The following is a 26,337-nucleotide window of genomic DNA, read 5'->3' as shown; positions in this document are numbered from 1 at the left end:
GCCAGTGCCGCCCGATCCACGGCAAATGACCCTAAACCTCGCGCCAGCTTAACCGGACACCAGTGGGCTTGACCCGAGGATCCATGCCAAAACGGTCAAGGCTAAGGGCCGATGCTTTAAACAACCCCGCGGGCGATGCGCAGGACGAGCGAGGCGGCGAAAAGCGAGCAGGCGATGGTGTAGCTGTTGCGGGCGAAAAACACGTAGACCTCGCGCAGCACCCCGGTGAAAACCGCCCTGCCCTGTGCACCGGCGGGACGCGCGGTCTTGTCCAGGCAAGTCCACACCTCGGTGCGGTTGGGCTTCTGCCAGGGCACGATCAGCGCCTTGACGATGAGGATTTCGGCCATGGCCAGGGTCAGGAACGCGCCCACGAACAAGGCCAGCGCCAGATCGAACGACAGGCTCACCATGATAAGGGAAATGGCCAGCGCGCCGAACAACACGGCACGGCCGATGCAGATAAGCGCGGTATTGCGTATCTTTTCCATCGTTGAGCCCATTGCTTTCGCATGCCGGTGCCTTGCCCGGCGCAATGTGGCGTCCGCCATTTTGTTCCACGCAAGCCCACAGGACAAGGGCAATCGCGCAAGCATCGGCCCGAAATCGGAATCGATTTTCGGAAAGCACGATGCTTAGATTCAATAGTTACAGCGTCCTTTGTGCATCCCAAAGAACGCACGGCGCTGTAGCCGCTTGAAAACTGCAGCCATCCCCGCATAATCAGCCGCTATCCCGCTGAATGAGAAAAACGATAAGCTGGCGGGAAAACGGGGAGGGTTTCTTGGGTTACCGTTTCGTGGTCGCCGACGACCATCCGCTTTTCCGGGGCGCCCTGCAGCAGGCGCTCGCCGGCTTCGGCGCCGATTGCACTATTCTGGAAGCCGGCGATTTCGACAGCGTCAAGGCGCTGATCGCCAAGGACCCGGAGATAGACCTGGTGCTTCTGGACCTGGCGATGCCGGGCGCCAGCGGGCTTTCCGGGTTGGTTGCCCTGCGCGGATTCAGCCCGGCCATGCCCATCGTCGTCGTCACGGCCTATGACGACCCGCAGACCATACGCCGTGCGCTGGAGCTTGGCGCCTCGGGCTTCATCTCCAAATCCGCACGCATGGACGAGATGCGCCGCGCCGTCAAAACGGTGCTCGACGGCGGCATCTACACGCCCGAGGAGATCGAACTCGGCGAGGAGGGCGATCCTGAAATCTCCGACCTCATCAGCCGCCTGCAGACGCTTACGCCGCAGCAGACGCGGGTGCTCGCCATGCTTGCCGAGGGGCTGCTCAACAAGCAGATCGCCTATGAGCTTTCCGTCTCCGAGGCCACCATCAAGGCGCATGTCTCGGCCATCCTGCAAAAGCTCGGCGTCGACAGCCGCACCCAGGCCGTGATCCTTCTTTCACGCATCGGCACGGATCCGCTGTCGGAGGGGGTTTAGGGGGAAGCAGGGGAACCGGGCGCGACAGGGCGCCGGCTTCTCCAGAAAATCCAATCACTCCGCCGCCTGCACCTGGCGGTAGCGCGTCAGGAGGGCGCGGAGGGCGGCTGGCTTGACGGGCTTGTTCAGTACGGCGATGTCCATCGCCTCAGCCGCCGCGCGCACCTCGCTCGTGCGGTCGGCGGTGACGAGCACGGCCTGTATATCCGCGCCCCAGGCGCGGCGCAGGCGGCGCACGGCCGAAAGCCCATCCTCGCCGTCGAGATGGTAGTCGGCCAGAATGATGTCCGGTCGCATCTCCGGCGGCCGGCGCTCGTCCAATTCGGACGTGCCGGCGATGGTCCGCACGTGGCAGCCCCAACCTTCCAGGAGAAGGCGCATGCCTTCGAGGATGCGGTCGTCATTGTCGATGCACAGGACGTCGAGCCCGGCCAGGATGACGTTCGGGCGGATTTGCGGGGCGGCGGGCTCCAGGTGTGCATCGGCCGGCGCGGCGCTCACCGGCAGGATGACGGAGAAGCGGGTGCCTTTCCCGCGCTCGGACTGGAGCTGTATCTCCAGCCTGAGGACACGGGCGATGCGATCGACGATGGAGAGGCCGAGGCCGAGGCCCCGCGCCTCGCGCATGCCCTCGTCGAGCCGTGTGAACTCGCGGAAGACGGCGTTGAGCTCGCCATCGGCGATACCGATGCCGGTGTCCCAGACCTGCAATTCGACCAGTTCCCCACGCCGCCGAACGCCCACAAGGACGCGGCCCTTGCGTGTGTATTTGACGGCGTTGGAGACCAGGTTCTGCACCAGCCGGCGGAAGAGATTGCGGTCCGTCTTCACCGTGAGGGAAGACGGGACGATGGTGAGCAGCAAGCCCTTCTCGGCGGCGAGCGGCTGAAAGTCCGTGGCGATCTGGCGCAGCAGGCCGTCCAGCCGGAAAACCGTCTCGGCAGGCTTGAGCGCGCCGGTGTCGAGACGCGAGATATCGAGCACCGCGCCCAGGATGGTCTCGACCGAATCCAGCGACGAATCGATATTGTCGACCACGGCGCGCAGGTCTTCCCTGTCGAGCTTCTCCCGGAGCGGCGCGCAGTAGAGACGCGCCGCATTGAGCGGCTGCAGGATGTCGTGGCCGGCGCCGGCCAGGAAGCGCGTCTTTGATAGATTGGCCTCCTCCGCCAGCATCTGCGCCTGCGCCAACTCCTCGTTGACGCGCACCAACTCGACCGTGCGGCTTGCCACCCGCTGCTCCAGCGTCTCGTTGGCGCGTTTCAGCGCCATGTCGGCCTCCACGCGGGCGGTGATGTCGGTATAGGTGGCGACGATGCCGCCGCCCGGCATGAGGTTGGAGCGGATCTCCATGATGCGGCCGCTGTTCTGCAGCCTGAGTTCCCAGGGCGAGCCGAAGGAGGTCAGCCGGTCGAGGATCGTCCTTTCCGAATCGGGCGCCAGGTCGCCGCGGGCGATCAGGTGGCCGACGATGCGGCTTAGCGACACGCCCACCTGCCCCATGGCGTCGGGCAGATCGAAAAGGGTGCGGAATTGCCGGTTCCAGCAGGTGAGCCGGAAGTCCTGGTCGAAGACGGTGATCCCCTCCTCCATCTGGTCGAGCGCGGTCTGCAACAGGTCGCGGTTGTGCTGCAGCGCCATCGACGCGTCGTCCAGGAGCCGCATGGCGTCGCGCGGGGAACTATCGTTGCGCTGGAACAGGAGCGACAGGATGAGCCTTGCCGAGGAGGAGCCGACGGCGCTGGCGAGCAACTGCTCGGAAAAGCGGATGACGGCCATGCTGGCCTGCTCGTGGCCGTTGAGGGGCGTGCCCTGCTCGGTCTCGAAGGTGAGGAAGGAGCGCTCGGTGCGCTCCACGCCCAGATAGCGCGAGATGGTGTCCTTGAGGTCGTTGACGGTGACCGCCGTGCGGAAGCGGCGCAGGCTGGGCATGGGCGTGGCGTCGCGCGGCACGAAGATCGCCGCCTGGATGCGCTCCTGCGGCTTGGCGGCGCGCGAGAGCGAGCCCAGGATGAAGAACAGCATGTTGATCGACAAGCTCCACAGCACGCCGTGGTTCAGCGGCTCGCCGACCGTGCCGAACAGCGCCTGCGGGCGCAGCGCCTCGATGCCGAAGGGGCCGTGGGCGATGATCTCGGTTCCGGCCGGCGCCAGCGATGGGAAGAGCAGCGTATAGGCCCAGACGGCGAAGCCCGCGCCCATGCCGAGGAGCGCGCCGCGGCTGTTCGCCCCGCGCCAGATGAGGCCGCCGAAGAAGGAGGGCGCGAACTGCGCGATGGCAGCGAACGAGATCAGGCCGATGGCCGCCAGGCGGATGTTGGTGGTGATCTCGCGATAATAGAGGAAAGCGGTGAACAGGATGATGAAGATCGCCGCGCGGCGGATGTTGAGGATGACGGCGGACCAATCCTCCTTCTCCCGGCTTTCGGACCGCAAAAGCCGCCGCACGAAGAGGGGGATGACGAGATCGTTGGAGATCATGATCGACAGCGCCACGCTGGCGACGATCACCATGGCGGTCGCCGCCGACAGGCCGCCGATGAAGGCGAACAGCGCCAGGATGTCGTGCCCGGACAGGAGCGGCAGGGCGAGGACATAGAGGTCGGCGTTCGTGCGTGCGCCCACCACCTGCAGGCCGGCGAAGGCGATGGGGATGACGAACAGGTTGATGAGCACGAGATAGAGCGGGAAGAGCCAGACCGCCGTCTTCAATTCGTCCGGGTGCTTGTTCTCGACGATGGTGACGTAGAACTGGCGCGGCAGCATGACGATGGCGCAGGCCGACAGCGTCGTCATGACGATCCAGGTGGCAAGCGAGGTGGGATGGGCGAAGGCGCTGGTCACCTGCGGCTCCGACGCCACGCGGCTTGCAAGTTCCGCCGGGCCGTCGAACAGCACGAAGATCACCGCCACGCCGACGGCGAGGAAGGCGGCGAGCTTGACGATCGATTCCACGGCCACGGCGAGGACAAGCCCGTTCTGGTGCTCCGTGGCATCGGCATGGCGGGTGCCGAACAGGACGGCGAACAGCGCCAGGAGCATCGCCACGATCAGCGAGATGTCGCCGATGACGAGGTCGATGTTGGGCGGTGCACCGGTGTAGTGCTCCACCATCAGGTTCACCGAATCGGAGATCGCCTTCAGTTGCAGCGCGATGTAAGGGATAGTGCCCGAGGTGGCGATGAGCGTGGCGACGAGGGCGACGGCGAAGCTCTTGCCGTAGCGGGCGGCCAGGAAATCGGCGATGGAGGTGATCTTCTCGCTCTTGGCCAGCCGGATGATGCGGGCGATGAGGCGGTTGGCGAAGAGGAAGACGAGCACCGGCCCGATATAGATTGCCAGGAACTCGAAGGCGCGCTCCGAGGCGAGCCCCACCGAGCCGAAGAAGGTCCACGAGGTGCAGTAGATGGCCAGGCTCAGCGCATAGATGAACGGCCGCGATCCAGCGTTGCGGATCGCCGCCCGTCTGTCGCCATGGCTCGCGATCACGAAAAGCAGCGTGACGTAGGCGATGGCTATGATGCCGATAACCCACCCTTGCACGGCGGACCCTCATCCTCCCAAGATGATGAAGCCAAGCACAGCCGGGCCGGGCGGCGCAATGCTTCTTTCGCCGTGGGCTCAAGAGGCCGGATGTGCAAAGTGCAGAGCGGAAACTTACCAAGCGCTGCGCTTTTGCTATTCTCGCGGCGCACGTGCGGCGGAGAACGGCCGCTGCCTGGCCTGCTTCGTTAAACGGAGGGAAATAGAAATGTTCAACGAATTCAAGGAATTCATTGCTCGAGGCAACGTGATGGACCTTGCCGTGGGCGTTATCATCGGCGGCGCCTTCGGCCTTATCGTCAGCTCGCTGACCGATGACATCATCATGCCGATCGTCGGTGCGATCTTCGGCGGCTTCGATTTCTCGAACTATTTCATTCCACTCACCTCCGGCGTCACGGCGAGCACGCTGGAGGCGGCGCGCGAGCAGGGCGCCGTCTTCGCCTACGGCAATTTCATCACCGTCGTCATCAATTTCCTCATTCTGGCCTGGATCATCTTCCTGATCGTCAAGGGTGTGAACAACCTGCGCCGCCAGCAGGCCGAATCGCCGACGCCGCCGGCAGCGCCGCCGCAGGACATCCAGCTGTTGACGGAAATCCGCGACCTTTTGGCAACAAAGAAGTAGCAACACAAAAGGAACAAGGCATGAGCCTGAAGGAGATGCTGCGCGCTGAGGCGCGCGCAGCGCCGGTGAGCGGCATTGTATCCGTGGTCGACCATGCGCGCGGCCGCGAGGGGCTCATTCCCCTGTGGGTGGGCGAGGGCGACCTGCCGACGCCGGACTTCATCCGCGAGGCGGCGAGGGCGAGCCTCGCCGCCGGGCACACCTTCTACACCTGGCAGGGCGGCGTTCCCGAGTTGCGCGCGGCGCTGGCGCGCTACCACCAGCGGGCGTTCGGCCGAACCTTCGCACCGGAGGAGTTCATCGTCACCGGCGGCGGCATGCAGGCGATCCAGCTTGCGCTGCAGGCGGTGGCCGGCGCCGGCGACGAGGTGGTCTATCTAAGCCCCGCCTGGCCCAACTTTCCCGCGGCGCTCGGCATCGCCGGCGGGAGGCCGGTGCCGGTGCTGCTCGATTTTTCGGAGAACGGTTGGAGCCTCGACGTCGGCCGCGTCGAAGCCGCCATCACGCCGCGCACACGCGCGCTCTTCGTCAACACCCCGTCCAACCCGACGGGCTGGACTGCCGACCGCGCGACACTTGAGGCGCTGCTCGACATGGCGCGGCGGCGCGGGTTGTGGATCATCGCCGACGAGATCTACACGAAGTTCTTCTATTCCGGCCGGCGGGCGCCGTCCCTGTTCGATATCGCTTCCGACGACGACCGCATCCTCTTCGTCAACTCGTTCTCGAAGAACTGGGCCATGACCGGCTGGCGCATCGGCTGGGTGCGGGTGCACCCGTCGCTCGGCCAGGTGTTCGAGAACCTGGTGCAGTATTCCACGTCCGGCGTCGCGGAATTCATGCAGCGCGGCGCCGTGACCGCGCTCGACGAAGGCGATTCCTTCATCGATCAGCAGATCGAGCGGGCGCGCCACAATCGCGATCTGCTATCTACCGTCCTCAGGGCAACGGGGCGGGTGCAACTGGCCGTACCGGAAGGCGCCTTCTATCTTTTCTTCGCCGTGGATGGCCTGGAGGACACGCGCAGCGCGGCCATCCGGATCGTCGACGATACGGGCGTCGGGCTGGCGCCGGGAACGGCTTTCGGCGCTGGCGGCGAGCGCTTCTTCCGCCTCTGCTTCAACCGCAGGACGGATCAGCTCGAGGAGGCGGCGGAGCGGCTGGCGAAATGGGCGGTGGGGTAGACTTACCCGCCGGCTTTCGACACCACCAGCGGAATGACGCGGTCGGATTGGGCGGCGGGTGGTTGGCCGGTCTCCTGGAAGGGGATGCCGAGTGCTTCCCACGTCTCCATGAGCGCGCCCTTCAGCGCGTCGATGAGTTCGTCGGAATGGAAGGGCGAGGGCGTGATGCGCAGGCGCTCCGTGCCGCGCGGCACGGTGGGATAGTTGATCGGCTGGATGTAGATGCCGTGCTTTTCCAGGAGCCGGTCGCTGGCCATCTTGCACAGCTCCGGATCACCCACCAGGAGCGGCACGATATGCGTCTCCGACGGCATCACCGGCAGGCCGACGGCCTTGAGCACGTCCTTGGTGCGCTGGGCCTGACGCCGGTGCGCCGCGCGCTCGGCCGTCGAACCCTTCAGATGCCGGATGGAGGCGGTGGCGGCACTGGCGATGGCCGGCGGAAGGGCGGTGGTGAAGATGAAGCCCGGCGCGTAGGAGCGCACGGCGTCGATGATCGCCGCCGAGCCGGCGATATAGCCGCCGATGACGCCAAAGGCCTTAGCCAGCGTGCCCTCGATCACGTCCATGCGGTGGGCGAGACCGTCACGCTCGGTGATGCCGCCGCCGCGGGCGCCATACATGCCGACCGCGTGCACCTCGTCGATATAGGTCATCGCGTTGTATTTCTCGGCCAGGTCGGCGATCTCGGCGATGGGGGCGATGTCGCCGTCCATGGAATAGACCGATTCGAAGACGATCAGCTTCGCCCGCTCGCGGCCGGTGGCAGCAAGCAGGCTTTCCAGGTGCGCCAAGTCGTTGTGGCGGAAAATCTTCTTTTCGGCGCCCGAACGGCGCACGCCCTCGATCATCGAGGCGTGGTTCAACTCGTCCGAAAGCACCAGGCAGTCGGGCAGAAGCCGCGCGATGGTGGAGATGGAAGCCTCGTTTGAGACGAAACCCGAGGTGAAGACGAGCGCGGCCTCCTTGCCGTGCAGGTCGGCAAGCTCCGCTTCCAGCTCCACCAGCGGGTGATTCGTGCCGGAGATGTTGCGCGTGCCGCCGGCGCCAGAGCCCATGCGGCCGGCCGCCTCATGCATGGCGGCGATCACATCCGGGTGCTGGCCCATGCCCAGATAGTCGTTGGAGCACCACACGGTGATTTCCCGGGCCTTGCCGTCAGCGCGCCAGATGGCGCGCGGAAAGGCGCCCGCAATGCGCTCCAGATCCGCGAATACGCGGTAGCGCCGCTCCGCGTGCAACTGGTCGATTGCCTCGGAAAAAAACCGTGCGTAATCCATATTGTTATTCCCAAGTTTGCCTGGAGATCATAATCGCCCGCTCCCGCTGCGTCCATCGCCGGCGGAAGGGCAAAATGCCACGCCGCAACAGCAGCGCTTTGCGCTGAATCAACCGGGTTATGACCGGATTCCGGCAGCGGCCCGTACGAAAGAACTAGTCGGCGGTCGCCACACGCAAGGAGAAGATGTCGAGCGTGCGGCCCTCGCCTTCGACATCGGGTACGATGGCGATCGTGCCGCCGGCGACCGGCTCGCCGGCGGGCAACTCCGTCTCCAGCAGATATTCGGAGGGCGACGGGCCAACAAGGTAGCGCGAGCGGCCGCAATCGCCGAGCGTCCCGAAATCGCAGGAGACGGAGATCTGCGTCTCCTGCCCTTCCTGGGCGCTTGCCGTGATGTTGAAGATGACGCGCCGGCCGGCCAGCCGTTCCAGAACGCCCTGGCCGACATCGAAGAGCACGGCCGCCTCAGGCGCGCCGGCGATCCGCAGGAAGCCCTCCTCCTCGTCCATCACCTCGGCGCGCGCGCCGCCCTGAGCCCGCACAGTGGTGGGATCTTCCGGGGAGAAGATGGTGATCCAGTCGCCGGCCGCCCGAATGGTGCCGGCCACCGGCCGAGGTGCGCCGTCGCCGGGGTCGAAATCCTCCTCCTCGGCAATCGGCGGAGCGGACAGGCCGGCACCGCGCTCTTCGGCCGGCTGCAGGATACCGCTTTGCAGCGTCCACCACGCGCCGATGCCGACGGCGGCGATCAGCGTGGCGAACAGGAAAAGCATGGCGAAGGGCCGGCGCCGCCCCTCCATTTCGGCCTCGGATGCGAGGGGGTCGCCGGGTGGGGCGATGTCGTCCGCCGGCTCCTCGGCAGCCGACAGCCGGTCCTCGCGCTCGACGCGCGGCACGAAATCCGCCTCGGGTCCCGGCTCGGCGAATCCAGGTTCGGGAGCGGGGGCAGGAGCTACGGCGGGTATGAACTCGTTCTCGATCTCGACGATAACCGCCTTCACGCGATCGCGGCGCTGGCGCACGTCTTCGATGGAGAGTTGGGGCCGCGACTGCAAGGAACGCTCCAACGCGGCAAAGGCTTGCCGGTAGACCTTTTCCCGGAAGGCCCTGTCCTGCGCGTCGCCCTTTTCCAACGCGCCCCTGATCGCCCGCTTGACCGCCTCCAACCGTGCTCCCCTTTCGTTCCTTAACCATCGTTACCTGTGGACGCGGGCGCAATCAACGCCCTTCGCGTATAAAGCCTTCCGGCCTGAGCAGGGTTTCTTGACAGCGGCACGCCCTGCCGTCAGCTATCTGAGAGACTTTTTTCTGGGAGCCAAGCCATGGTGAAGACGCCCTATCTGCTCTTTCTCGGCGACGCGCCGGACCAACTGGCGGCCAAGGTGGCGCAGGGCATCAAGGACTGGCGCCCGCAATTCTGCCTCGGGCAGTTGCGGCTCGACGGCTGCAAAGCCGATCTTGGCCTGCCCGACATGGAGCTGGAAGAGGCGCGGGCGGCGGGGGCGCGGACGCTGGTGGTCGGCGCGGCCAACCGTGGCGGCGTCATCGCGCCCAGCTGGATCGAAACGCTGGTCGCCGCCACCCGTGCCGGCATGGATATCGCCTCGGGACTGCACAACCGGCTGACCGATTTGCCCGAACTGGTAGACGCTGCGCGGCAGGCCGGCACGGAGCTTTTCGACGTGCGGGTGCCGCAACAGGCGTTTCCCATCGCCGACGGCAAGCCGCGTACGGGCAAGCGTTGCCTCGCCGTCGGCACGGACTGCTCCATCGGCAAGATGTACACCGCGCTCGCCATGGAGCGCGAGATGCTGGCGCGCGGCATGAAGGCGACCTTCCGTGCCACAGGCCAGACCGGCATACTGATTACCGGTTCGGGCATACCGCTGGACGCGGTGGTGGCGGATTTCATGGCCGGCGCGGTGGAATGGCTGACGCCCGACAACGACCCCGACCACTGGGACCTGATCGAAGGCCAGGGCAGCCTCTTCCACCCGTCCTTTTCAGGCGTGACGCTGGCGCTCGTCCACGGCGGGCAACCAGATGCGCTGGTGCTGTGCCATGAGCCGACGAGCACGCATCTGCGCGGCCTGCCGCACTATGCCCTGCCCTCGCTGGAGGCGTTGCGCGACCTGGCGCTGGCGACGGCGCGCATCGTCAATCCGGCGGCGAAGGTGACCGGCATTTCGGTCAACACGGCGGCACTTTCACCGGCGGAGGCGAGGACGTGCCTGGAGGGCATCGAGGCGCGCATGGGCCTGCCCACGGTCGACCCGTTCCGCGACGGCGCTGGGAGGCTGGTGGACGCGCTGTAGCGGCCTATACCGCGAAACGCTCGGCTTCCGCGCCGTAGTAAGCGATATAGCGCTCCGAGATCGCTTCCACGGGCAGGACGACCAGCACATCCGTCGTTGAAAAGTCGTGGTCGACGACGCAGCCGTCGCCGAACCTGGCGCCGAGGCGGAGATAGCCCTTGATGAGCGGCGGCATGGCGGCAAGGGCGGCCTTGGCGTTCACCGCCTCGCGCGGCATCAGGTCCATGGCAGCGTAGCGGCTGGCGCGGGCACGCACGTACCAAGGGGCGTCGGCCCGACAGAAATGGGCGAGGAAGGAGAGAGGCTCGGCGTGGGCGGCGGGAACCGTGCCGGGGAAGGAGGCGCAGCCGGTCATCACGTCGACGTTCCTCTGCCGGCAGTAGGCCCAGATACCCTGCCACAGGAGCTCGATGGTGCGCTTGGAACGATAAGCCGGCAAAACGCAGGAGCGGCCGAGCTCCAGAAAGCGGCGTTTGGGATGACGGGCGACGAGGGCCTTCAGCTCGAACTCTTCCTCGGAATAGAAGCCGCCGGCGGCAACGGCGTTTTCCTGGGTGAGGAGCCGGTAGGTGCCGACGATGCGGTCGCGCCCGGCACCGGGAAGGGAGATGTCGACCACCAGAAGGTGGTCGCAGACGGCGTCGAATCGGTCGGCGTCGCGCTCTTCCAGCGAGCCCGGTTTCGCGCCCATTTCCTGGTAGAAGACGCGGAAACGAATGGATTGGGCGGCGGCGATCTCATCAGGGTCCTGCGCCAGCCGCACTTCGAGCGGGCCGATCCGGCCGAGGACGGCCTCCTCGGACATTCGGGCGGCGAGATCTTCGAGAAGCGCCAATTTCTCGGCACCTTCGGGACAGGCGGTCGGTTTCAGTGTCAAGCCCTGCACCACTGATTCTCCTCCACGTCGCGTTGAAGCCGACATAGAAGCTAGCTGCGACAGGACGATGACAGGAAAGTGGCCGGCTTACAATCGCCTGTGTAGACAGGTGCTTGTGTAGATCGGCGCTCTTGTGGACAGGCAGATCAAGCCGCCGCATGCGTCTCCAGCGCCGAGAGCAGCTTGTCCGGATCGAGCGGCTTGGTGACGAAACCGCTGGCGCCATGGGCCAGAACGCCGTGGCGCGTCTTTTCCTGGCCGTCCGCCGAAAGCACGAGGATGGGGATCGGCGGAAGGCCCGTTTCCTCCTCGTAGCGGCGGACGCCGGAGATGGCGTCCAGACCGCCCAGCACCGGCATATGCAGGTCCATGAGCACGATGTCGTAGTCGCGGGCGGGATGGGTGAGCGCGTCGACGGCGGCGCGGCCGTTTGAAACCAGCGTGACGCGGTGGCCGGCGCGGGTGAGGGTGGCGCGCGCCAGCATGGCGTTGATCTCGTTGTCCTCGGCCACCAGCACGTTAAGCGCCGCACCGGTGCGCGGGGACGGGCCGCGGCCGGGGGCGTCGGGCTCCGCCGCGGCGCTCTCCGCCGTGCTCGGGCGGCCGTTCAGGAGCAGGCGCAGGATCGTTCGTCCGCGCACCGGGCGGGCGAGGAAGACGCCGTAGCCATTGGCGCGAAAGGCGGAGAGCCGGCCGCGATCGGTGGGCGCGATGAGCGTCAGGGCCTGCTCGGCGTGGAGGCCCTGACGACGCAGCCTGGCGAGCAGGTCCACATTGCCGCTTTCGAGCGAAGCGTCGACGAGAACCGCGTCGAAGGCGGCCTGCCGCCGGCGCAGCAGCGCCGCCGCGCTCTTTTCGCCGTCGAAGACACGCACCTTGCCGCCGTGGGCGCGTACGGTCATGGCAAGCGCCTCGCCCTCCACCGCGTGGGGCGTTAGGATGGCGACGTTCCAGCCCTTGAGGGCAAGGGTGGCCTCGACGGGCGCATCGGCGCCCTCGAGGAGGGGCAACAAGACGGTGAAGGCCGCCCCCTCGCCCGGCGCGCTCTCGACGGCGATGCCGCCATCCATCGCCTCGACCAGCCGGCTGGTGATGGCAAGACCCAGGCCGGCGCCGCCGTGGCGACGGGTGGGGCCGCTGTCGGCCTGCTCGAACTCGTGGAAGATGCGCTCGATGGTCGCTTCGTCAAGGCCCGGCCCGGTGTCGTCGACCTTGAAGGCGAGCGCCGGCTTGTCGTCATGCATGGCAGTTGTCACGGTGACGAGCACGCCGCCCTCTTCGGTGAATTTGACGGCATTGCCGAGCAAATTGAGCAGGATCTGGCGCAGGCGGCCTGGATCGGCGGTGACGGTGTCCGGCACCTCCGGGGCGATGTGGCAGCCGAGCCCGATGTTCTTGGCGAAGGCGCGCGAGGCCATGAGCTCGACGATATTCTCCACCAATTCGCGCACGTTCACGCGCTGCGGCTCCAGCTCCAGCCTGCCGGCCTCTATCTTGGAGTAGTCGAGCAGGTCTTCGATGAGCGCCAGGAGCGCGGCGGCGGAAGTGGAGATGGCGCCGAGATAAGTGCGCTGCTCGGGCGAAAGACGCGTATCGGCGAGCAGCGTGGCCATGCCCATGATGCCGTTCATCGGCGTGCGGATCTCGTGGCTGACCGTGGCCAGGAAGCGGGACTTGGCAAGGCTTGCCTGCTCGGCGCGCTCACGGGCGTTGACCAGCGCGCCCTCGGCGCGCTTGCGGGCGGTGATGTCGCGGGCGATCGCCCAGTGGGAGACTGTGTCGTTTTCCCGGTCGCGCAGCGAAAGCTCGGTCCAGGAGAACCAGCGCAGACCGCCCTTGGCGTGGATCGGAACGTCGGTCGAGCTCAGGCTTTCGCCGTCGGAGAAAGCGGCATCGGGCACCAGGCCGATATCGACGCCGAGTTCGGGCAGCGTCTTGCCCTTCAGCGCCGACGGCTCGACCTCCATGAACTCGGCGAACACGCTGTTGGCGTAGAGAATGCGACCGTTGCGGTCGCGATGCACGACGAGGTCGCCCAGAGCTTCGAGAAGGCCGTGGAAGCGCTGCTCGCTTTCCTGCATCTCCCACATGCGGTCGGCGAGCGCCTCGATCTCCTCCATGCTTGCCGCCTTCTGCGCATCCTCCTGCGGGCCGGCTGGAAGCTCGGGCCAAGGCTGCAATGCCAGGGCACAGCCCGCCAGCCCAAGAAGGGCGAGAGCAAGGATCAGAAGGGGGGCGGCACCGGTGAGATAAGCCAGGAAGCAGACGAGCAGCGCCGTCAGGCCGAACCACAAAAGAGCGCCGTCGGCGCCACCTGCCCGGCTGCCGCGCCACAATCGTGCAAATATCCGCCGGACGCCCGCCATCATCATGGGGACCGACCATATATGGCGGGACTTACGGAAGATTTTGGCCGGCCGCTTAAGTCTTAGCGATTACGACAGGGCTTTGTTTACATTTCCACGACCAGCCGGCCGCGCACCCGGCCGGCGACGATATTTTCCGCCGCCTCCAGGAGATCGTGAAAGGAGAGCGTGCTGGAGAGCGCGGCGAGCTTGGCGTGGTCGAGCTCGCCGGCGATGCGGCGCCAGGCTTCCAGGCGCAATGCCTTCGGCGCCATGACCGAATCGATGCCGAGGAGGGACACGCCGCGCAGGATGAAGGGAGCCACGCTTGCCGGCAGATCCATGCCCTGCGCCAGACCGCAGGCGGCGACGGCGCCGCCATAGCAGGTCATGGACAGGACGTTGGCCAGCGTGTGGCTGCCGACGGCGTCGACGCCGCCGGCCCAGCGCTCCTTGCCGAGCGGCCGGGCGGGGCCGGAAAGCTCCTCGCGGGCGATGATCTCACTGGCGCCGAGGCCCTTCAGATAGGCCTCCTCCGCCGGGCGGCCGGTGGAGGCGGCGACCTCGTAGCCGAGACCGGCAAGCAGGGCGATGGCGACCGAGCCGACGCCGCCGGCCGCGCCCGTGACGATGACCGGGCCGCGGTCTGGGGTGATGCCGTGGCGCTCCAGCGCCATGACGCAGAGCATGGCGGTGTAGCCGGCCGTGCCCACGGCCATGGCCTCGCGCGGGCTCATGCCGCCCGGCAGCGGCACCAGCCAGTCACCGCTGACGCGGGCCTTGGCTGCGTAGGCGCCGTAATGGGTCTCGCCAACGCCCCAGCCGTTGAGGATGACCTTGTCGCCCTCCTTCCAGTCGGCGTGGGTGGAGCGGGTGACCGTGCCCGCGAAGTCAACGCCGGGGATCATGGGGAAGCGGCGCACGACGGGGGCCTTGCCGGTGATGGCGAGGCCGTCCTTGTAGTTGACCGTGGTGGCCTCGACGGCGACGGTGACGTCGCCTTCCATCAACTCGTCCTCGGTCATCTCGACGAAGGCCGCCGACTGGTTCTTCTCCTCGTCGCGGGTGATGAGAACGGCCTCGAAACGGTCGGTCATGGGGCTCCTCCGGGCGTGCTGAGTTCGAATGAACTGTGGGGCGGGGCGGACGGGAGGTCAATGGAGAACTCCCCTCGCCGGAATCATCCGGCCTTCCTGCCGCGGCGCCAGGCGAGCACCTCTTCGAGGATGACGAGGCCGGCACCGATGGTGATGAAGGCGTCCGCCAGATTGAAGATGGCGAAAGACCAGACGGGGGTATGGAAATAGACATAGTCGACGACGTAGCCGCGCACCGCCCGGTCGATGAGATTTCCCAGCGCGCCGGCGATGATGAGTGCGAAGCCGAGGCGGGCGAATATCTGCGTTGCCTCGGTGCGGACGGCCAGCACGGCGATGAAGACGATGACGCCGAGGACGGCGAGACTGAGCCAGAGGCCGTCGACGCCGGAGAACATGGAGAAGGCGACGCCCGTATTGCGCGAATGCAGAAGGGCGAGGAAAGGCAGGACGTCCAGCCTTTCGTGCAGCGGCAGGCGGGCCTCGACCAGCGTCTTGATCGCCTGGTCGAGGGCGATGGCGACGAACAGAAGGACGCCGTAGAAGGCAGTCTGGCGCGGCTTCATGGGGCGGCCTCCGGTGTGGACGGGAGGGCGGCGCGGCGGATCTCGTAGAGCATGACGCCGGTGGCGACGGCCAGATTGAGCGAGTCGGCGCGGCCGGCCTGCGGGATGCGCACGAGCCGGTCGCAGGTCTCCGCCAGCCGGTCGGGCAGACCCTGCTGCTCGTTGCCCATGAGAAGCAGGACCGGACCGGAGGCATAATCGAGGGTGCGGTAGTCGACGGAGCCCTTGAGGTGGGTGCCGATCGCCAGGCCGGGGAAGGACTTGCGCCAGGCGAGGAAGGCGTCCTCGTCGGCACGGGAAAGCGGCACGGAGAAGAGCGAGCCCATGGTGGCGCGGACGGTCTCGAGCGAAAAGGGATCCGTGCAATCGCCGACAAGGATGACGCCTGCTGCACCCACGGCATCGACGGTACGGACGATGGTGCCGAGATTGCCGGGGTCGCGCACGCGGTCGAGCGCCACCCAGACGTCGCCGTCGGCGGGGCGGATGTCGGCGAGCGGGCGGTAGCGCTGCTGGAAGACGCCGACGACCATCTGCGGGTTGTCGCGGCGGGTGATGGCGGAAAGCACCTTCTCGGAGACCTCCAGCACGAGGCCGCCGGCGGCGACCGTCCGGGCGGCGGCCTTTTCAACGGCGGCGTTGCCGCGGCCGGCCTTGGCGTAGACGAGGGTGCGGATGGTCCAGCCGGCGTCGAGCGCGTCGAGAACGAGCTTCAGGCCTTCGGCCATGAAGGCGTGCTCGCGGTCGCGGAATTTCTTCAAGGCCAGCGCCTTGATGTCCTTGACCAGCGGATTGGAAAGGCTCGTGACCTCCTTGACGCGGCCCGGTGCGCGGCTCTGCCTGTCGGTCATCGGGCCACCCAGCGCGAGAAGAGCGAGGTGGAGAGTGCACGGCCGGCCGACTTTTCGCGGATGACCAGTTCGCCCGATTCGACACGGCCGCCCATGCCGGCGAAGGAATCGCGCATCAGCGTGTGGATGGCGAAGAAGGAAGCGCGGATGGAATAGGCCGTCAGCACCACGGCGAGCGGCTTTTGCGAGAGGATGGCGCGGCAGGTCTCCACCAGGCCCGGGAGGTGCTCGAAAAGCTGCCACACCTCGCCCTTGGGGCCGCGACCGTAGGCGGGAGGGTCGAGAAGGATGATGTCGTAGGCATTGCCGCGGCGCGCCTCGCGCTCGGCGAACTTCACCGCGTCCTCGCAAATCCAGCGGATCGGGCGGTCGGAAAGCTGCGCCATCTCCTGGTTCTCGCGCGCCCATCCTATCGCCTTCTTCGAGGCATCGACGTGGGTGACCTGGGCGCCGGCGCGGGCGGCGACCAGCGAGGCAAGACCGGTATAGCCGAAGAGATTGAGCACCTTGACCGGGCGGCGCGCCTCCTCGATGAGCCCCGCCATGTGGGCCCAGTGGGAGGCCTGCTCCGGGAACACGCCGACATGGCGAAAGGAGGTGAAGCGGCCGAGATAGGCGATGCCGTCGTGGCGCATGGACCAGGTTTCGCCGAGCGGTGTGCGGGGAAAGCGCCAGCGGCCCATGCCCTCCTCGTCCGTGTCGCCGGTGAAGACGGCGTCGGCCTTTTCCCACTCCGCCTCGTCCCAGGCAGGCTGCCAGAACGCCTGGCCCTCGGGGCGGACGATGCGATAGGGGCCGTATTGCTCCAGCTTGCGGCCGGCACCCGAATCGAGGAGCGCGTAATTCTCGTCGGGCGTCACCTCCAGGATGAGCGGCAGGCGTTCGTCGGGGAGCGGACCGGTGCCGCGCCTGGACGTGCGCGCGGCGGAGGGCTGCCTTTCGCGGCTTTCAGTGCGCTGGCGGTGGTGACGGTTCTTGTCCCGCGAAGGCTTCAACAAGGGCTCCGGAGCGTGAGGGATTAAGCCTGAGCCGCTTCTGCCATAGCGCTTCGAGGGGCGCAACAAGCGGGTTGTCCTGCCTCTTGCGAGGCGTCAGCCCTTCGAGGCGCGGTAGACGGCGATACCGGCGGCGAGGTCTTCGATGGCGGTGCCGACGGACTTGAAGAGGGTGATCTCGTCATCGCTTCGGCGGCCAGGTTTCTCGCCGCGTGCCAGCTCGAAGAGGTCGGCCTTGATGTCGTCGGGCGTCAGGGCGCCGGACTCGATACCCTGGACGATGTCGCCGGCTTCCTTCGTGGCGCCGGCGCGGGTGTCGACGTAGACCGAGGCGCGGGAAAGTGCCTCGTCGTCGCTTTCGCGCATGGTGGGGGAGAAGGCGCCGACGAGGTCGACATGGGTGCCGGGGGAGAGCACGGCGCCGCGAACCAGCGGCACGGTGGAGAGCGTGGCGCAGGTGACGATGTGCGCCCAGCCGATACCCGCATCGAGGTCATCCACAACGCTCGCGTCGATCCCCTCGCCGCGCAGGGTCTCGGCCACCTTCTCGGCGTTGGCGGGCGTGCGATTCCAGATCTTCACCTCGCGAATGGGCCGCTGGCTCTTGTGCGCGCGGGCGAGATGGGAGGCGAGCGCGCCGGCGCCGACGACGAGAAGGCGTTCGGCCTTAGGGCGGGCGAGATAGGAGGCGGCAAGCGCGGAGGCGCAGGCGGTGCGCCACAGGGTAAGGCGCTGGCCGTCGATGAGGGCCTGCGGCTCGCCCGTCTTCCCGTCCATCAGCAGATAGACGCCCATGACGGCGGGCTTGCCGATGGCGTTGTTGTCCGGCGAGACGGTAACGATCTTGACGCCGATGTGGCCATCGCCTTCCTCGGCGGCGAAATCGCTCCAGGCAGGCATGAGGAGCAGCGTACTCTCACTGCCGCGGGGCCGCTCGATGGTGTGATGGTGGCGCACCGGCTGCACGGCGCCGGCACGGAACGCCTCGCGCAGGGTTTCTACCAGGCCCTCGTAGGTGAGGCATTTGTCGACGTCGGCGGCGGAGAGCGTAAGCATGAAACGTGTCAGACGTCCGTGGGAGCGAGGGTGGAGCTCTTCTGGCGCTCGGCCGTGCGCAACTGCTCGACCTCTTGCGCCCGCTCGCAGGCTATGCGGCGGTACCGCCCCTGGCGGAACCATGTGGCGATGCTGCCGACGAACATGCCGATAAGGAGCGCGGCAAAGAGATAGACGAACAGCGGCAGTTCCACCGTCAGGCCGGGATTGCCGGGATTGAAGGGGTCGAGCGTGAAGGCGGTGCTCGCACGATTGGCCACGGCGAGAGCGATGAGGACGATCGCAAGCGGCACAAATACCAGCACGATCACAATGCGATTGAACATGCGGATCCCCGCCTTTTCATGGAAGTGGGCGCCTCGTGGTCTGACCCAAACAGATGGTACCCATCTGTTTGGAAAAGTCAGCCCACAAACTATTAATCTGGTGGGGCGATTTGTCCTGACAGATGGGTACCATCTGTCAGGATCGCACCACTAGGAAGGCGCTACTCGTCCGCGTTCAGCCGCTCGCGCAGCTCCTTGCCCGTCTTGAAGAAGGGAACCCACTTTTCCTCGACATAGACCGATTCGCCGGTGCGCGGGTTGCGGCCCGAGCGCGCGGGGCGGTTTTTCACCGAAAAGGCGCCAAAACCGCGCAACTCGACGCGGTTGCCCTCCGCCAAGGCGTCGGTGATCTCCTCGAAGATCGCATTCACGATGTTTTCCACGTCGCGCAGAAACAGGTGCGGGTTGCGGTTGGCGATGGTCTGCACGAGCTCAGACTTGATCATGGTTTCGTTTCCGCCGCTTTGATTGCCAGGGGATTGTCGGAAATTTTATTGTAATATCAATCCGGCAAGTGGGTCATTTCAGGTTGCCAGACCGACAGCAGACCGTCAAGAAAGATGCGTTCGGCACCCAGAAAGGACAAAATGCCGCCCTGCTGCGGAAGGCCGAACAACTGGGCCAGCCATGCGGCGGCGGCCTGTGAGAAGAACAGCGATCCACCGGACGTGTCCGCCTTCCATTCGACGATCTCCAGATTCTCGTCAACACCCCTTTCGACCAGCCATTCCTTGGCCTCGCGCACACCGCCGAGCGCATCGACCAGCTTGCGGTCGAGCGCCTGGCGGCCGGTGAACACAGAGCCGTCGGCAAGCTCCGTCACCTCGCCGCGCGAGAGCGGCCGACGGTCGGTGACGAGGCCGATGAACCAGTCGTAGCTGTCGAGCACCATGGCGCGCAGCATGGCGCGCTCCTCTTCGGTGGTCGCGTTGAAGGGCGAGGGCTCTGCCTTGAGCGGCGACGACTTCACCTCCTCCACCGTGACGCCGACATTTTCCATCAGCCCGGCGACATTGGGAATCTGCACGATAACGCCGATGGAGCCGACGATGGAGGACTGGCGGGCAACGATATGATCCGCCGCGCTGGCGATCATGTAGCCCGCGGAAGCGGCCAGCGTGCCCACCTGGGCGACTACCGGCTTCTCCTCGGCCAGGCGGCGGATCTCTTCGAAGACGGCCTCGCCGCCAGCGGTCGTGCCGCCGGGCGAATCGACGGTGAGGATGACCCCTTTCACGGCTCCGGACTCGCGGATACGGTCGAGCCGCTCAAGAAGCTCGTCGTCCTCGGTGATGGTGCCCTCGATGCGAACCTGGGCGATATGGGCGGTCGCCGTGGCGAGACGCTCGGCGAACAGCCAGCGTAGGGAGCCGGCGAGCGCCAGGGCGATGACCAGAAAGGCGATCACGCGCCAGAAGGTGAGCTTGCGCCGGAGGCGGCGGCGGTCGATCAGATCGTCGGCTCGGGTGGACATGGGGGCCTCGCTGGATATGTGAGAGGGTCTCTCGTGGTCTGACCCAAACAGATGGTACCCATCTGTTTGGAGAAGTCAGCCCACAAGCTATTAATCTGGTGGGGCGATTTGTCCTGACAGATGGGTGCCATCTGTCAGGATCGCACCACTAGGCTTGCCTTTTAGACGAAGCCGCGCTTATGAGCTACATAGTTTCACTGTCCCGCGATCAAGGTTTACCTTGCACGGCAGCGGGTTAAGTACCTGACGTTAACCCAAGAATAGCCATATTGCGGTGTAACGCCGTGGTGGGCGAGCGGGCAAGGGACCTTATGTCGAGACTGCAGCGCGTAACGAAGGACGGCGCCATGGCACGGCCGGTCACGCAGCGCGCGGCCGAGATGAGGGTACCTCCCCTTTCCCCCGGCAGGAGCGACCAGATGAACAACGCCCGCAAGGCGGGGGCCAATACGAACAGCGCGCGCGCCGGCCGGCCTACGCGGGATACGGATTCGGACGCCGTCAGGCGCGCCGAGCGCGGGGCGGACGTCTTCGCCAGCGCCGCGCGTCACTCGCGCCGGGTGCGGATGCTGAAATTCGCGCTTCCGGCTGTGGCGGTGTTGGTGTCGGTGCTGTTCGTCGGCTATTCTTTCCTTCCCTCGATCGGCGGAAACACGATCGGCCTCGGCTCCACGGCGATCGAAGGCGGCAATCTCGTGATAGAAAACCCCACGCTCGACGGCTTCACCAGGGAGCGCCGGCCCTACACGGTGACCGCCGCGAAGGCGCTGCAGGCGATCGGAACCACCGACGGCCCCATCGAGATGGAGGAGATCAGGGCCACGCTGCCGATTGACGCCGACGACGAGGCGACGATCAGCGCGGCGCGCGGTACGTTCGACCGCGCGAACGACCTCTTGACGCTCGACACCGAGATCACGTTCAGGACGACCTCCGGGTTCGTTGCACGGCTGCAGTCGGCCGAGATAGACATTGCCTCCAACGATCTCACTACGGACAAGCCGGTGGAGATCGAGATGGACGGGATGCGCATCAGCGCCGATGCGCTGCACGCTTCGAATGGTGGCAAGAAACTGGTATTCGAGAACCGCGTGCGCGTGGAGATCGACCCGGGGAAAGTGCGGCCGGCGCAGGAACGGGACGGAGAGGGCAACGGCGATGAATAGGATTTCCAGTTTGCTTGCGGCCGGGGGCCTGGCGCTCGTGGCGGCGAACGCGGCGCTGGCGCAGGACAGGCAGGGCCAGCTTACCGGGCTGAAGCTCTCCGGCGACGAGCCGATCCAGATCGAAAGCGACCGCTTCGAGGTGGACGAGAGCGAGAGCAAGGGCATTTTTATCGGCAATGTCTCCGTCGTGCAGGGGCCGACGCTTCTCAAATCAGCGCGGATGACGGTCTATTACGACCGCCAGGGCGGCTCGGCGACTACCGGCAGCGCGCAGATCGATCGGCTGGAGGTGGAAGGCGGGGTCTACGTCAAGTCCGAGGACCAGGTGGCGACGGGCGAACGCGGCACCTTCGACATGAAGACCGAGGTGCTGGTGCTTTCGGGCAAGGAGGTGGTGCTGTCGGAGAGGGAGAACGTGATCGTCGGCTGCAAGCTGACGGTGCAGATGGCAACCGGACAGGCGACATTGGAAAGCTGCAAGGAAGAAGGATCGACCGGCCGCGTGCGGATGCTGCTCACCCCTGGCTCGCAGAACCGGCAATAGGTATTTCGTGACCGCCTCACCTTCCAAACGCCCCAAGCGCCGAAGCGCCGAACCCTCCATTGAACCGCATCGGGACAACGGCCTGGAGCGCTACAAGGGGACGCTGATCGCGCGCGGCCTGACCAAGGCCTACAAGAACCGGCAGGTGGTCAGCGGCGTGTCGCTGGGCGTGCGCGCCGGCGAGGCCGTCGGCCTTCTGGGGCCGAACGGCGCCGGCAAGACCACCTGCTTCTATATGGTGACGGGGCTGGTGCCGGTCGACCAGGGAACCATCCATATCGACGGCCACGACGTCACCTCCATGCCCATGTACCGGCGGGCAAGGCTGGGTATCGGCTATCTGCCGCAGGAGGCGTCGATCTTTCGCGGGCTGACGGTGGAGAAGAACATCCGCGCCATCCTGGAAGTGGTGGAGAAAAGCCGCAAGGAGCGCGAGAAGACGCTGGACGCTCTCCTGGAGGAGTTCCGCATCGGCCATCTGCGCAAGGCGCCTTCCGTCTCCCTTTCGGGCGGCGAGCGGCGGCGGCTGGAGATCGCCAGGGCGCTGGCCAGCAAGCCGAATTTCATGCTGCTCGACGAGCCCTTCGCCGGCATCGATCCCATCGCCGTGACCGACATCCAGGAGCTTGTGCGGCACCTGACGGGACGCGGCATCGGCGTGCTCATCACCGACCACAACGTGCGCGAGACGCTGGGGCTCATCGACCGCGCCTATATCATCCACGCCGGCCAGGTGCTCACCCACGGGCGACCGCAGGATATTGTCGGGAATGCCGATGTGCGGCGGCTCTATCTTGGCGAGGGTTTTACCTTTTGAACCCTGCGAAATCGGGCTGAATCCCGCAAAATCGGGCGCCGTGGGCACATTTTCCGCGTCGCAAACCACCGTCTTTTCTTGACAAGCAAATCCCGGGCCAGTTTTATCGCGCGAGCAGCGGGAAGGGCCCGCGATTTTGTCGGAAGGCCGGGGCAGGTAGAGTAAAATGGCCCTTTCGCCCAGTTTGAATCTACGGCAGAGCCAGTCACTGGTGATGACGCCGCAACTGTTGCAATCGATCCGGTTGCTGCAGTTGACGCATGTCGAGTTGGAGCAGTTCATCGCCGGCGAGATCGAGCGCAATCCGCTGCTTGCGCGCGAGGATGGAGAGGGGCCGGCGACGCCGGCGCGGGAGGAAGCGGCGGCGCCGAACACCTCCGAAGCCATGGCCGACCGGCTGGACAGCTCGCTGGAAAACCTGTTTCCCGACGACCCCGGCAGGCACGAGTCGATCGGCCCCGACCTTTCGGCCCAGTGGCGCTCCGCCGGCGGCAACGGGCTCACCGGCGGCGGAGACTGGAACCTGGAGGCGGTGGCGGCTGAACCGGTAACGCTGCGCGCGCATGTGCGCGAACAGATCGCCTTCTGCTTCGAGGCGCCGGCGGAGCGGCTCCTGGCGCTGGAACTGGCCGAGGGGCTGGACGAGGCGGGCTACCTGACGGCGGATATGGAAGAGATCGCCGTGCGCACCGGCGCCGACCCTGAACTTCTGGAGCGCGTGCTGGCCACCTGCCAGACCTTCGATCCCGCGGGTTTGTTTGCCCGCAGCCTTGCCGAGTGCCTGGCGCTGCAACTCAAGGCGCGCGATCGGCTGGACCCGGCGATGGAGGGCCTGCTCGCCAATCTCGACCTGCTCGCCAAGCGCGACTTCCAGGCGCTCAAACGGCTGTGCCGGGTGGACGAGGAGGACCTGGTGGAGATGCTCGGAGAAATCCGCACGCTCGACCCGAAGCCGGGCACCGCCTTCACGACGGCGGCGGCGGACCCGGTGGTGCCGGACGTGACCGTGCGGCCGGCGGCTGACGGCGGCTGGGCGGTGGAGCTGAACCAGGAAGCGCTGCCGCGGGTGCTGGTCGACCAGACCTATTTCGCCACCGTCTCGGCGCGCGCCGGGAAGGAGGACAAGGCCTTCCTCACCGACTGCCTGCAAAGCGCCAACTGGCTGGCACGCAGCCTCGACCAGCGGGCCAAGACCATCCTCAAGGTGGCAAGCGAGATCGTGCGCCAGCAGGACGCCTTCCTGTTGCACGGGGTGCGGCACCTGCGGCCCTTGAAGCTGCGCGACGTGGCCGAGGCGATCGGCATGCACGAATCGACGGTGAGCCGCGTGGCCGCCAACAAATACATGATGACGCCGCGCGGCCTCTTCGAACTGCGCTATTTCTTCACCGCCGCGCTTGCCGCCGCCGACGGCGGCGAGGCGCATTCGGCCGAAGCTGTGCGCGAGCGCATCCGCCGGCTGGTAGAGGCGGAAGACGCGAAAAACGTGCTCTCCGACGACGCCATCATGGATATCTTGCACAAGGACGGCATCGACGTGGCGCGCAGGACCGTGGCGAAATATCGGGAGGGGATGAACATCCCCTCATCGGTGCAGCGACGGCGGGAGAAGAAGGCGATGGCGGGGGTGGGAGCGTGAAGGGCGGACGCGGGACGAGAGGAACGGGCGGATGCTGACGGTTTGGGGGCGGAGGAATTCCTCAAACGTCCAGGCGCTGATGTGGTGCATCGGCGAGTTGGGCCTCACCTTCGAGCGGCACGATATCGGCCACAAATATGGCGGCAACGACACGCCGCAGTTTTTGGCGATGAACCCGAACGGCACTGTGCCCGTTCTTCAGGACGGGGACGACGAGCCCATCTGGGAGACGGGAGCCATCCTGCGCTACCTTGCCAACCGCTACGGCGATGCGCCTTTCTGGCCAAAGGATATTCACGCGCGCACGCAGATCGACAAATGGGCTGAATGGGCGAAGATCAATATCGCAATCAACTTCAGCGGGCCGATATTCTGGCGGGTCGTGCGCACGGCGCCGAAGGATCGGGACGAGAGGGCGATCAGGGAGGCCATCGAGACTCTCGGCAGGAAGCTCGACATCGCCGAGGCGCGGCTGGCGCGCCACGCATTCCTTTCAGGCGATGAATTTACCCTCGCCGACATCCAGTTGGGCCATGTGCTCTACCGCTATTTCGACATCGCTATCGATCGCCCCGAACATCCTGCCGTGCGACGCTACTACGACAGGCTGACTATGCGGCCTGCGTTCAGGGAGCATGTGATGGTGTCTTACGAGGACCTGAGAGTGATGTAAGCCTTATTGCGGTCGTTTCCGCGGTCTTGCGGACACGTATCGCCGCGCCTCTTCCTTGCTCGCTTCCCAGGCTCTAGTCGATCGTCTCGAACAGGTCCTCATAGTCGACGATGAGGCCATCTTCGTCGACCCTCAGATCGGCCTCGAACCCTTTGGCGACTCCGAGGTCGATATATCGCCACCGGTTCCCGCCGAGCGTTGCGTAACGCTGACGGGAGGGTGACAACTGCAGCGAAGGGAGATCGACGTATAGTGCGGTCAACTCCCCCGGACCCTGAAGCAAACGCATCGCCAGCGTATTGCAGAATGGCGTCGCCGACAGGTCGATCTCATCGCAGGCTGCCAGATCAGGCCGGGCCTGTCCGTCGACCGACCAGCCGACGGGAGAACGCCGGATCGTCATCTCCCGCAGCGTCGGGCTGGAAAGGCGTAGATCGAGCCGGCGTGTCCGCCAGCTCTCGTCAAGCAGCCAGACGTAAGACAAACCGAATGCCTCGCCGCCTGCGTGCACAACTGTCGAGACTGCGCGAAAGCCGTCGGCGTCGGGCGCGATATAAAAAGCTTCCAAGCCAGGCTCATCCAGCCGACGCCATTTGCGTTTCACTACCCTTCCTCCCGTTGAGCGTAGCCAGATAGAGCACTGTTTCACCGTAGCAGGACGTTGGGGTTGGGCCAAATACGCGTTGCCCTCGCATCGAATGTTCTTATAATGTTCCTGCCGTGGCAGTTGTCTTGGGAGGAACGCATGCGGCTTTATTCGGGGCCCCTCAGCCTCTTTGCGCGCAAGGTCGAGATTGCGCTTTATGAGAAGGGTGTCGATTTCGAGCGGGTCGAGGTGGCGTTCACGCAGACGGAAGGCTATCGGCCGAAGCATCCCGATGTCGTCACCGCCAATCCCAAGGGGCAGGTGCCGGTGCTTGTCGACGGGGATCTGACGATCTTCGATTCGACCGTCATTCTCGAATACCTCGAGGACGCCTATCCTGAGCCGCCGCTTTATCCCGCCGGGCCGAAGGAGAAGGCGCGCTGCCGGCTGGTCGAGCTGGACGCCGACGAGATCCTGTTTGTCGACGTGCGGCGGCTGCTCTACCGGACGGAACCGCCGCTGGCCGACGCGGAGCGCCAGAAGGCGCGACAGGATGAGGGGCAGCGGGGCGAGAAAGGTATTCTTGGCCATTACGAGCGGCTGGCGGAGCAGCTTGGCGGGAGGGATTATTTCTGCGGCGCCTTTACCGCAGCGGATATCGGCATGTTCACGACAGTGCATTACGCGGTGCGGATGAACGGGCCGCGCCTCAACGATTTTCCCCCGCTTGCGGCCTGGTACCGGCGCGTTTGTCAGCGACCGAGTGTCGCGCGGGTGGTCGCAGAGATCGCGGAAGCCGACGGCAGGCTGTCCTGGCCGCTCAGTGCCTGAGATGCCCCCGGGCGCGCAGGGCTACGAATCGGGGTTAACGGGGAAGTTGGCCGAGGATTGAGGCGAGGTATTCGGTGCTCCAGCCGGCCCTTTTACGCCTGAGC

Annotated in this window: 25 protein-coding genes; 10 read left to right on the top strand and 15 right to left on the bottom strand. The window is 66.0% G+C overall.

Features of this window, described 5'->3' with window-relative positions:
* Positions 1–116: 116 nt before the first annotated feature.
* A complete protein-coding gene (locus tag GM910_RS23230; protein WP_159592182.1) occupies positions 117–491 on the bottom strand; it encodes a hypothetical protein in 375 nt (124 codons plus the stop codon).
* A gap of 251 nt (positions 492–742) precedes the next feature.
* Between GM910_RS23230 and GM910_RS23225 the strand changes: the two genes are divergently transcribed.
* Positions 743–1,438: a response regulator transcription factor gene (locus GM910_RS23225; protein ID WP_159592179.1), complete on the top strand. Its 696-nt coding sequence runs from the start codon at positions 743–745 to the stop codon at positions 1,436–1,438.
* A 54-nt stretch (positions 1,439–1,492) separates the two neighbouring features.
* On the opposite strand, the gene GM910_RS23220 is transcribed toward GM910_RS23225, so the two are convergent.
* Positions 1,493–4,981: a PAS domain-containing hybrid sensor histidine kinase/response regulator gene (locus tag GM910_RS23220; protein WP_159592176.1), complete on the bottom strand. Its 3,489-nt coding sequence runs from the start codon at positions 4,979–4,981 to the stop codon at positions 1,493–1,495.
* Between the two features lie 208 nt (positions 4,982–5,189).
* Here GM910_RS23220 and mscL point away from each other — a divergent pair, with 208 nt between their 5' ends.
* Both mscL and GM910_RS23210 read left to right on the top strand, forming a co-directional pair.
* Positions 5,190–5,609 (top strand): large conductance mechanosensitive channel protein MscL, encoded by a 420-nt coding sequence (gene mscL / locus GM910_RS23215; protein ID WP_159592173.1) that lies wholly within the window; start codon positions 5,190–5,192, stop codon positions 5,607–5,609.
* Positions 5,610–5,629: 20 nt separating this feature from the next.
* Complete coding sequence (locus GM910_RS23210) at positions 5,630–6,793, top strand: pyridoxal phosphate-dependent aminotransferase (protein WP_159592170.1); 1,164 nt, start codon at positions 5,630–5,632, stop codon at positions 6,791–6,793.
* A 2-nt stretch (positions 6,794–6,795) separates the two neighbouring features.
* On the opposite strand, the gene hemA is transcribed toward GM910_RS23210, so the two are convergent.
* On the bottom strand, positions 6,796–8,073 hold the full coding sequence (gene hemA, locus GM910_RS23205) for a 5-aminolevulinate synthase (RefSeq protein WP_159592167.1): 1,278 nt from the start codon (positions 8,071–8,073) through the stop codon (positions 6,796–6,798).
* A 154-nt stretch (positions 8,074–8,227) separates the two neighbouring features.
* On the bottom strand, positions 8,228–9,241 hold the full coding sequence (locus GM910_RS23200) for a hypothetical protein (RefSeq protein WP_159592164.1): 1,014 nt from the start codon (positions 9,239–9,241) through the stop codon (positions 8,228–8,230).
* 156 nt (positions 9,242–9,397) lie between these two features.
* Between GM910_RS23200 and dgcN the strand changes: the two genes are divergently transcribed.
* Positions 9,398–10,390, top strand: a complete 993-nt coding sequence (gene dgcN, locus GM910_RS23195) for an N-acetyltransferase DgcN (protein ID WP_159592161.1) — start codon at positions 9,398–9,400, stop codon at positions 10,388–10,390.
* A gap of 4 nt (positions 10,391–10,394) precedes the next feature.
* On the opposite strand, the gene olsB is transcribed toward dgcN, so the two are convergent.
* The 10 genes from olsB to sppA form a co-directional block, all read right to left on the bottom strand.
* Positions 10,395–11,195 (bottom strand): l-ornithine N(alpha)-acyltransferase, encoded by an 801-nt coding sequence (gene olsB / locus GM910_RS23190; protein WP_201285583.1) that lies wholly within the window; start codon positions 11,193–11,195, stop codon positions 10,395–10,397.
* A 218-nt stretch (positions 11,196–11,413) separates the two neighbouring features.
* Positions 11,414–13,639 carry a PAS domain-containing hybrid sensor histidine kinase/response regulator gene (locus GM910_RS23185; protein ID WP_159592155.1) on the bottom strand — a complete coding sequence of 742 codons (2,226 nt, stop codon included), beginning with the start codon at positions 13,637–13,639 and terminating at the stop codon, positions 11,414–11,416.
* A gap of 80 nt (positions 13,640–13,719) precedes the next feature.
* The gene (gene acuI, locus GM910_RS23180) at positions 13,720–14,709 is read right to left on the bottom strand and encodes an acrylyl-CoA reductase (NADPH) (RefSeq protein ID WP_159592152.1); all 990 of its coding nucleotides are present in this window, start codon (positions 14,707–14,709) and stop codon (positions 13,720–13,722) included.
* An 83-nt stretch (positions 14,710–14,792) separates the two neighbouring features.
* Positions 14,793–15,275: a signal peptidase II gene (gene lspA, locus GM910_RS23175; protein WP_159592149.1), complete on the bottom strand. Its 483-nt coding sequence runs from the start codon at positions 15,273–15,275 to the stop codon at positions 14,793–14,795.
* Positions 15,272–16,126, bottom strand: coding sequence for a TrmH family RNA methyltransferase (locus GM910_RS23170; protein ID WP_159592146.1), 855 nt, complete (start codon positions 16,124–16,126; stop codon positions 15,272–15,274). Before GM910_RS23170 ends, lspA begins: the two co-directional genes overlap by 4 nt.
* On the bottom strand, positions 16,123–17,121 hold the full coding sequence (locus GM910_RS23165) for an RsmD family RNA methyltransferase (RefSeq protein ID WP_159592143.1): 999 nt from the start codon (positions 17,119–17,121) through the stop codon (positions 16,123–16,125). Before GM910_RS23165 ends, GM910_RS23170 begins: the two co-directional genes overlap by 4 nt.
* Before the next feature lie 96 nt (positions 17,122–17,217).
* On the bottom strand, positions 17,218–18,177 hold the full coding sequence (gene lhpI, locus GM910_RS23160; protein ID WP_159592140.1) for a bifunctional Delta(1)-pyrroline-2-carboxylate/Delta(1)-piperideine-2-carboxylate reductase: 960 nt from the start codon (positions 18,175–18,177) through the stop codon (positions 17,218–17,220).
* 8 nt (positions 18,178–18,185) lie between these two features.
* The gene (locus GM910_RS23155) at positions 18,186–18,503 is read right to left on the bottom strand and encodes a LapA family protein (RefSeq protein ID WP_159592137.1); all 318 of its coding nucleotides are present in this window, start codon (positions 18,501–18,503) and stop codon (positions 18,186–18,188) included.
* A gap of 161 nt (positions 18,504–18,664) precedes the next feature.
* Positions 18,665–18,949 (bottom strand): integration host factor subunit beta, encoded by a 285-nt coding sequence (locus GM910_RS23150; protein WP_159592134.1) that lies wholly within the window; start codon positions 18,947–18,949, stop codon positions 18,665–18,667.
* A gap of 56 nt (positions 18,950–19,005) precedes the next feature.
* The gene (gene sppA, locus GM910_RS23145) at positions 19,006–19,977 is read right to left on the bottom strand and encodes a signal peptide peptidase SppA (protein WP_159592131.1); all 972 of its coding nucleotides are present in this window, start codon (positions 19,975–19,977) and stop codon (positions 19,006–19,008) included.
* Between the two features lie 347 nt (positions 19,978–20,324).
* Here sppA and lptC point away from each other — a divergent pair, with 347 nt between their 5' ends.
* From lptC to GM910_RS23120, 5 genes are all read left to right on the top strand, one after another.
* Positions 20,325–21,143 carry an LPS export ABC transporter periplasmic protein LptC gene (gene lptC, locus GM910_RS23140; RefSeq protein WP_246226290.1) on the top strand — a complete coding sequence of 273 codons (819 nt, stop codon included), beginning with the start codon at positions 20,325–20,327 and terminating at the stop codon, positions 21,141–21,143.
* Positions 21,136–21,687, top strand: coding sequence for an LptA/OstA family protein (locus GM910_RS23135; protein WP_159592128.1), 552 nt, complete (start codon positions 21,136–21,138; stop codon positions 21,685–21,687). The genes lptC and GM910_RS23135 overlap by 8 nt, the downstream gene beginning before the upstream one ends.
* Before the next feature lie 58 nt (positions 21,688–21,745).
* On the top strand, positions 21,746–22,504 hold the full coding sequence (gene lptB / locus GM910_RS23130; RefSeq protein ID WP_159592185.1) for an LPS export ABC transporter ATP-binding protein: 759 nt from the start codon (positions 21,746–21,748) through the stop codon (positions 22,502–22,504).
* A gap of 166 nt (positions 22,505–22,670) precedes the next feature.
* Positions 22,671–24,143 (top strand): RNA polymerase factor sigma-54, encoded by a 1,473-nt coding sequence (gene rpoN, locus GM910_RS23125; RefSeq protein WP_159592125.1) that lies wholly within the window; start codon positions 22,671–22,673, stop codon positions 24,141–24,143.
* A 31-nt stretch (positions 24,144–24,174) separates the two neighbouring features.
* A complete protein-coding gene (locus tag GM910_RS23120; RefSeq protein ID WP_159592122.1) occupies positions 24,175–24,816 on the top strand; it encodes a glutathione S-transferase family protein in 642 nt (213 codons plus the stop codon).
* A gap of 73 nt (positions 24,817–24,889) precedes the next feature.
* On the opposite strand, the gene GM910_RS23115 is transcribed toward GM910_RS23120, so the two are convergent.
* Entirely contained in the window at positions 24,890–25,420 is a 531-nt protein-coding gene (locus GM910_RS23115) for a putative glycolipid-binding domain-containing protein (RefSeq protein ID WP_159592119.1), read from the bottom strand.
* 141 nt (positions 25,421–25,561) lie between these two features.
* Here GM910_RS23115 and GM910_RS23110 point away from each other — a divergent pair, with 141 nt between their 5' ends.
* On the top strand, positions 25,562–26,233 hold the full coding sequence (locus tag GM910_RS23110; protein ID WP_159592116.1) for a glutathione S-transferase family protein: 672 nt from the start codon (positions 25,562–25,564) through the stop codon (positions 26,231–26,233).
* The last annotated feature ends 104 nt before the right edge of the window (positions 26,234–26,337 follow it).

The organism is Chelativorans xinjiangensis (assembly GCF_009812055.1).
Lineage (GTDB): Bacteria > Pseudomonadota > Alphaproteobacteria > Rhizobiales > Rhizobiaceae > Chelativorans > Chelativorans xinjiangense.
This window is presented reverse-complemented; position numbering and strand designations above follow the sequence as displayed.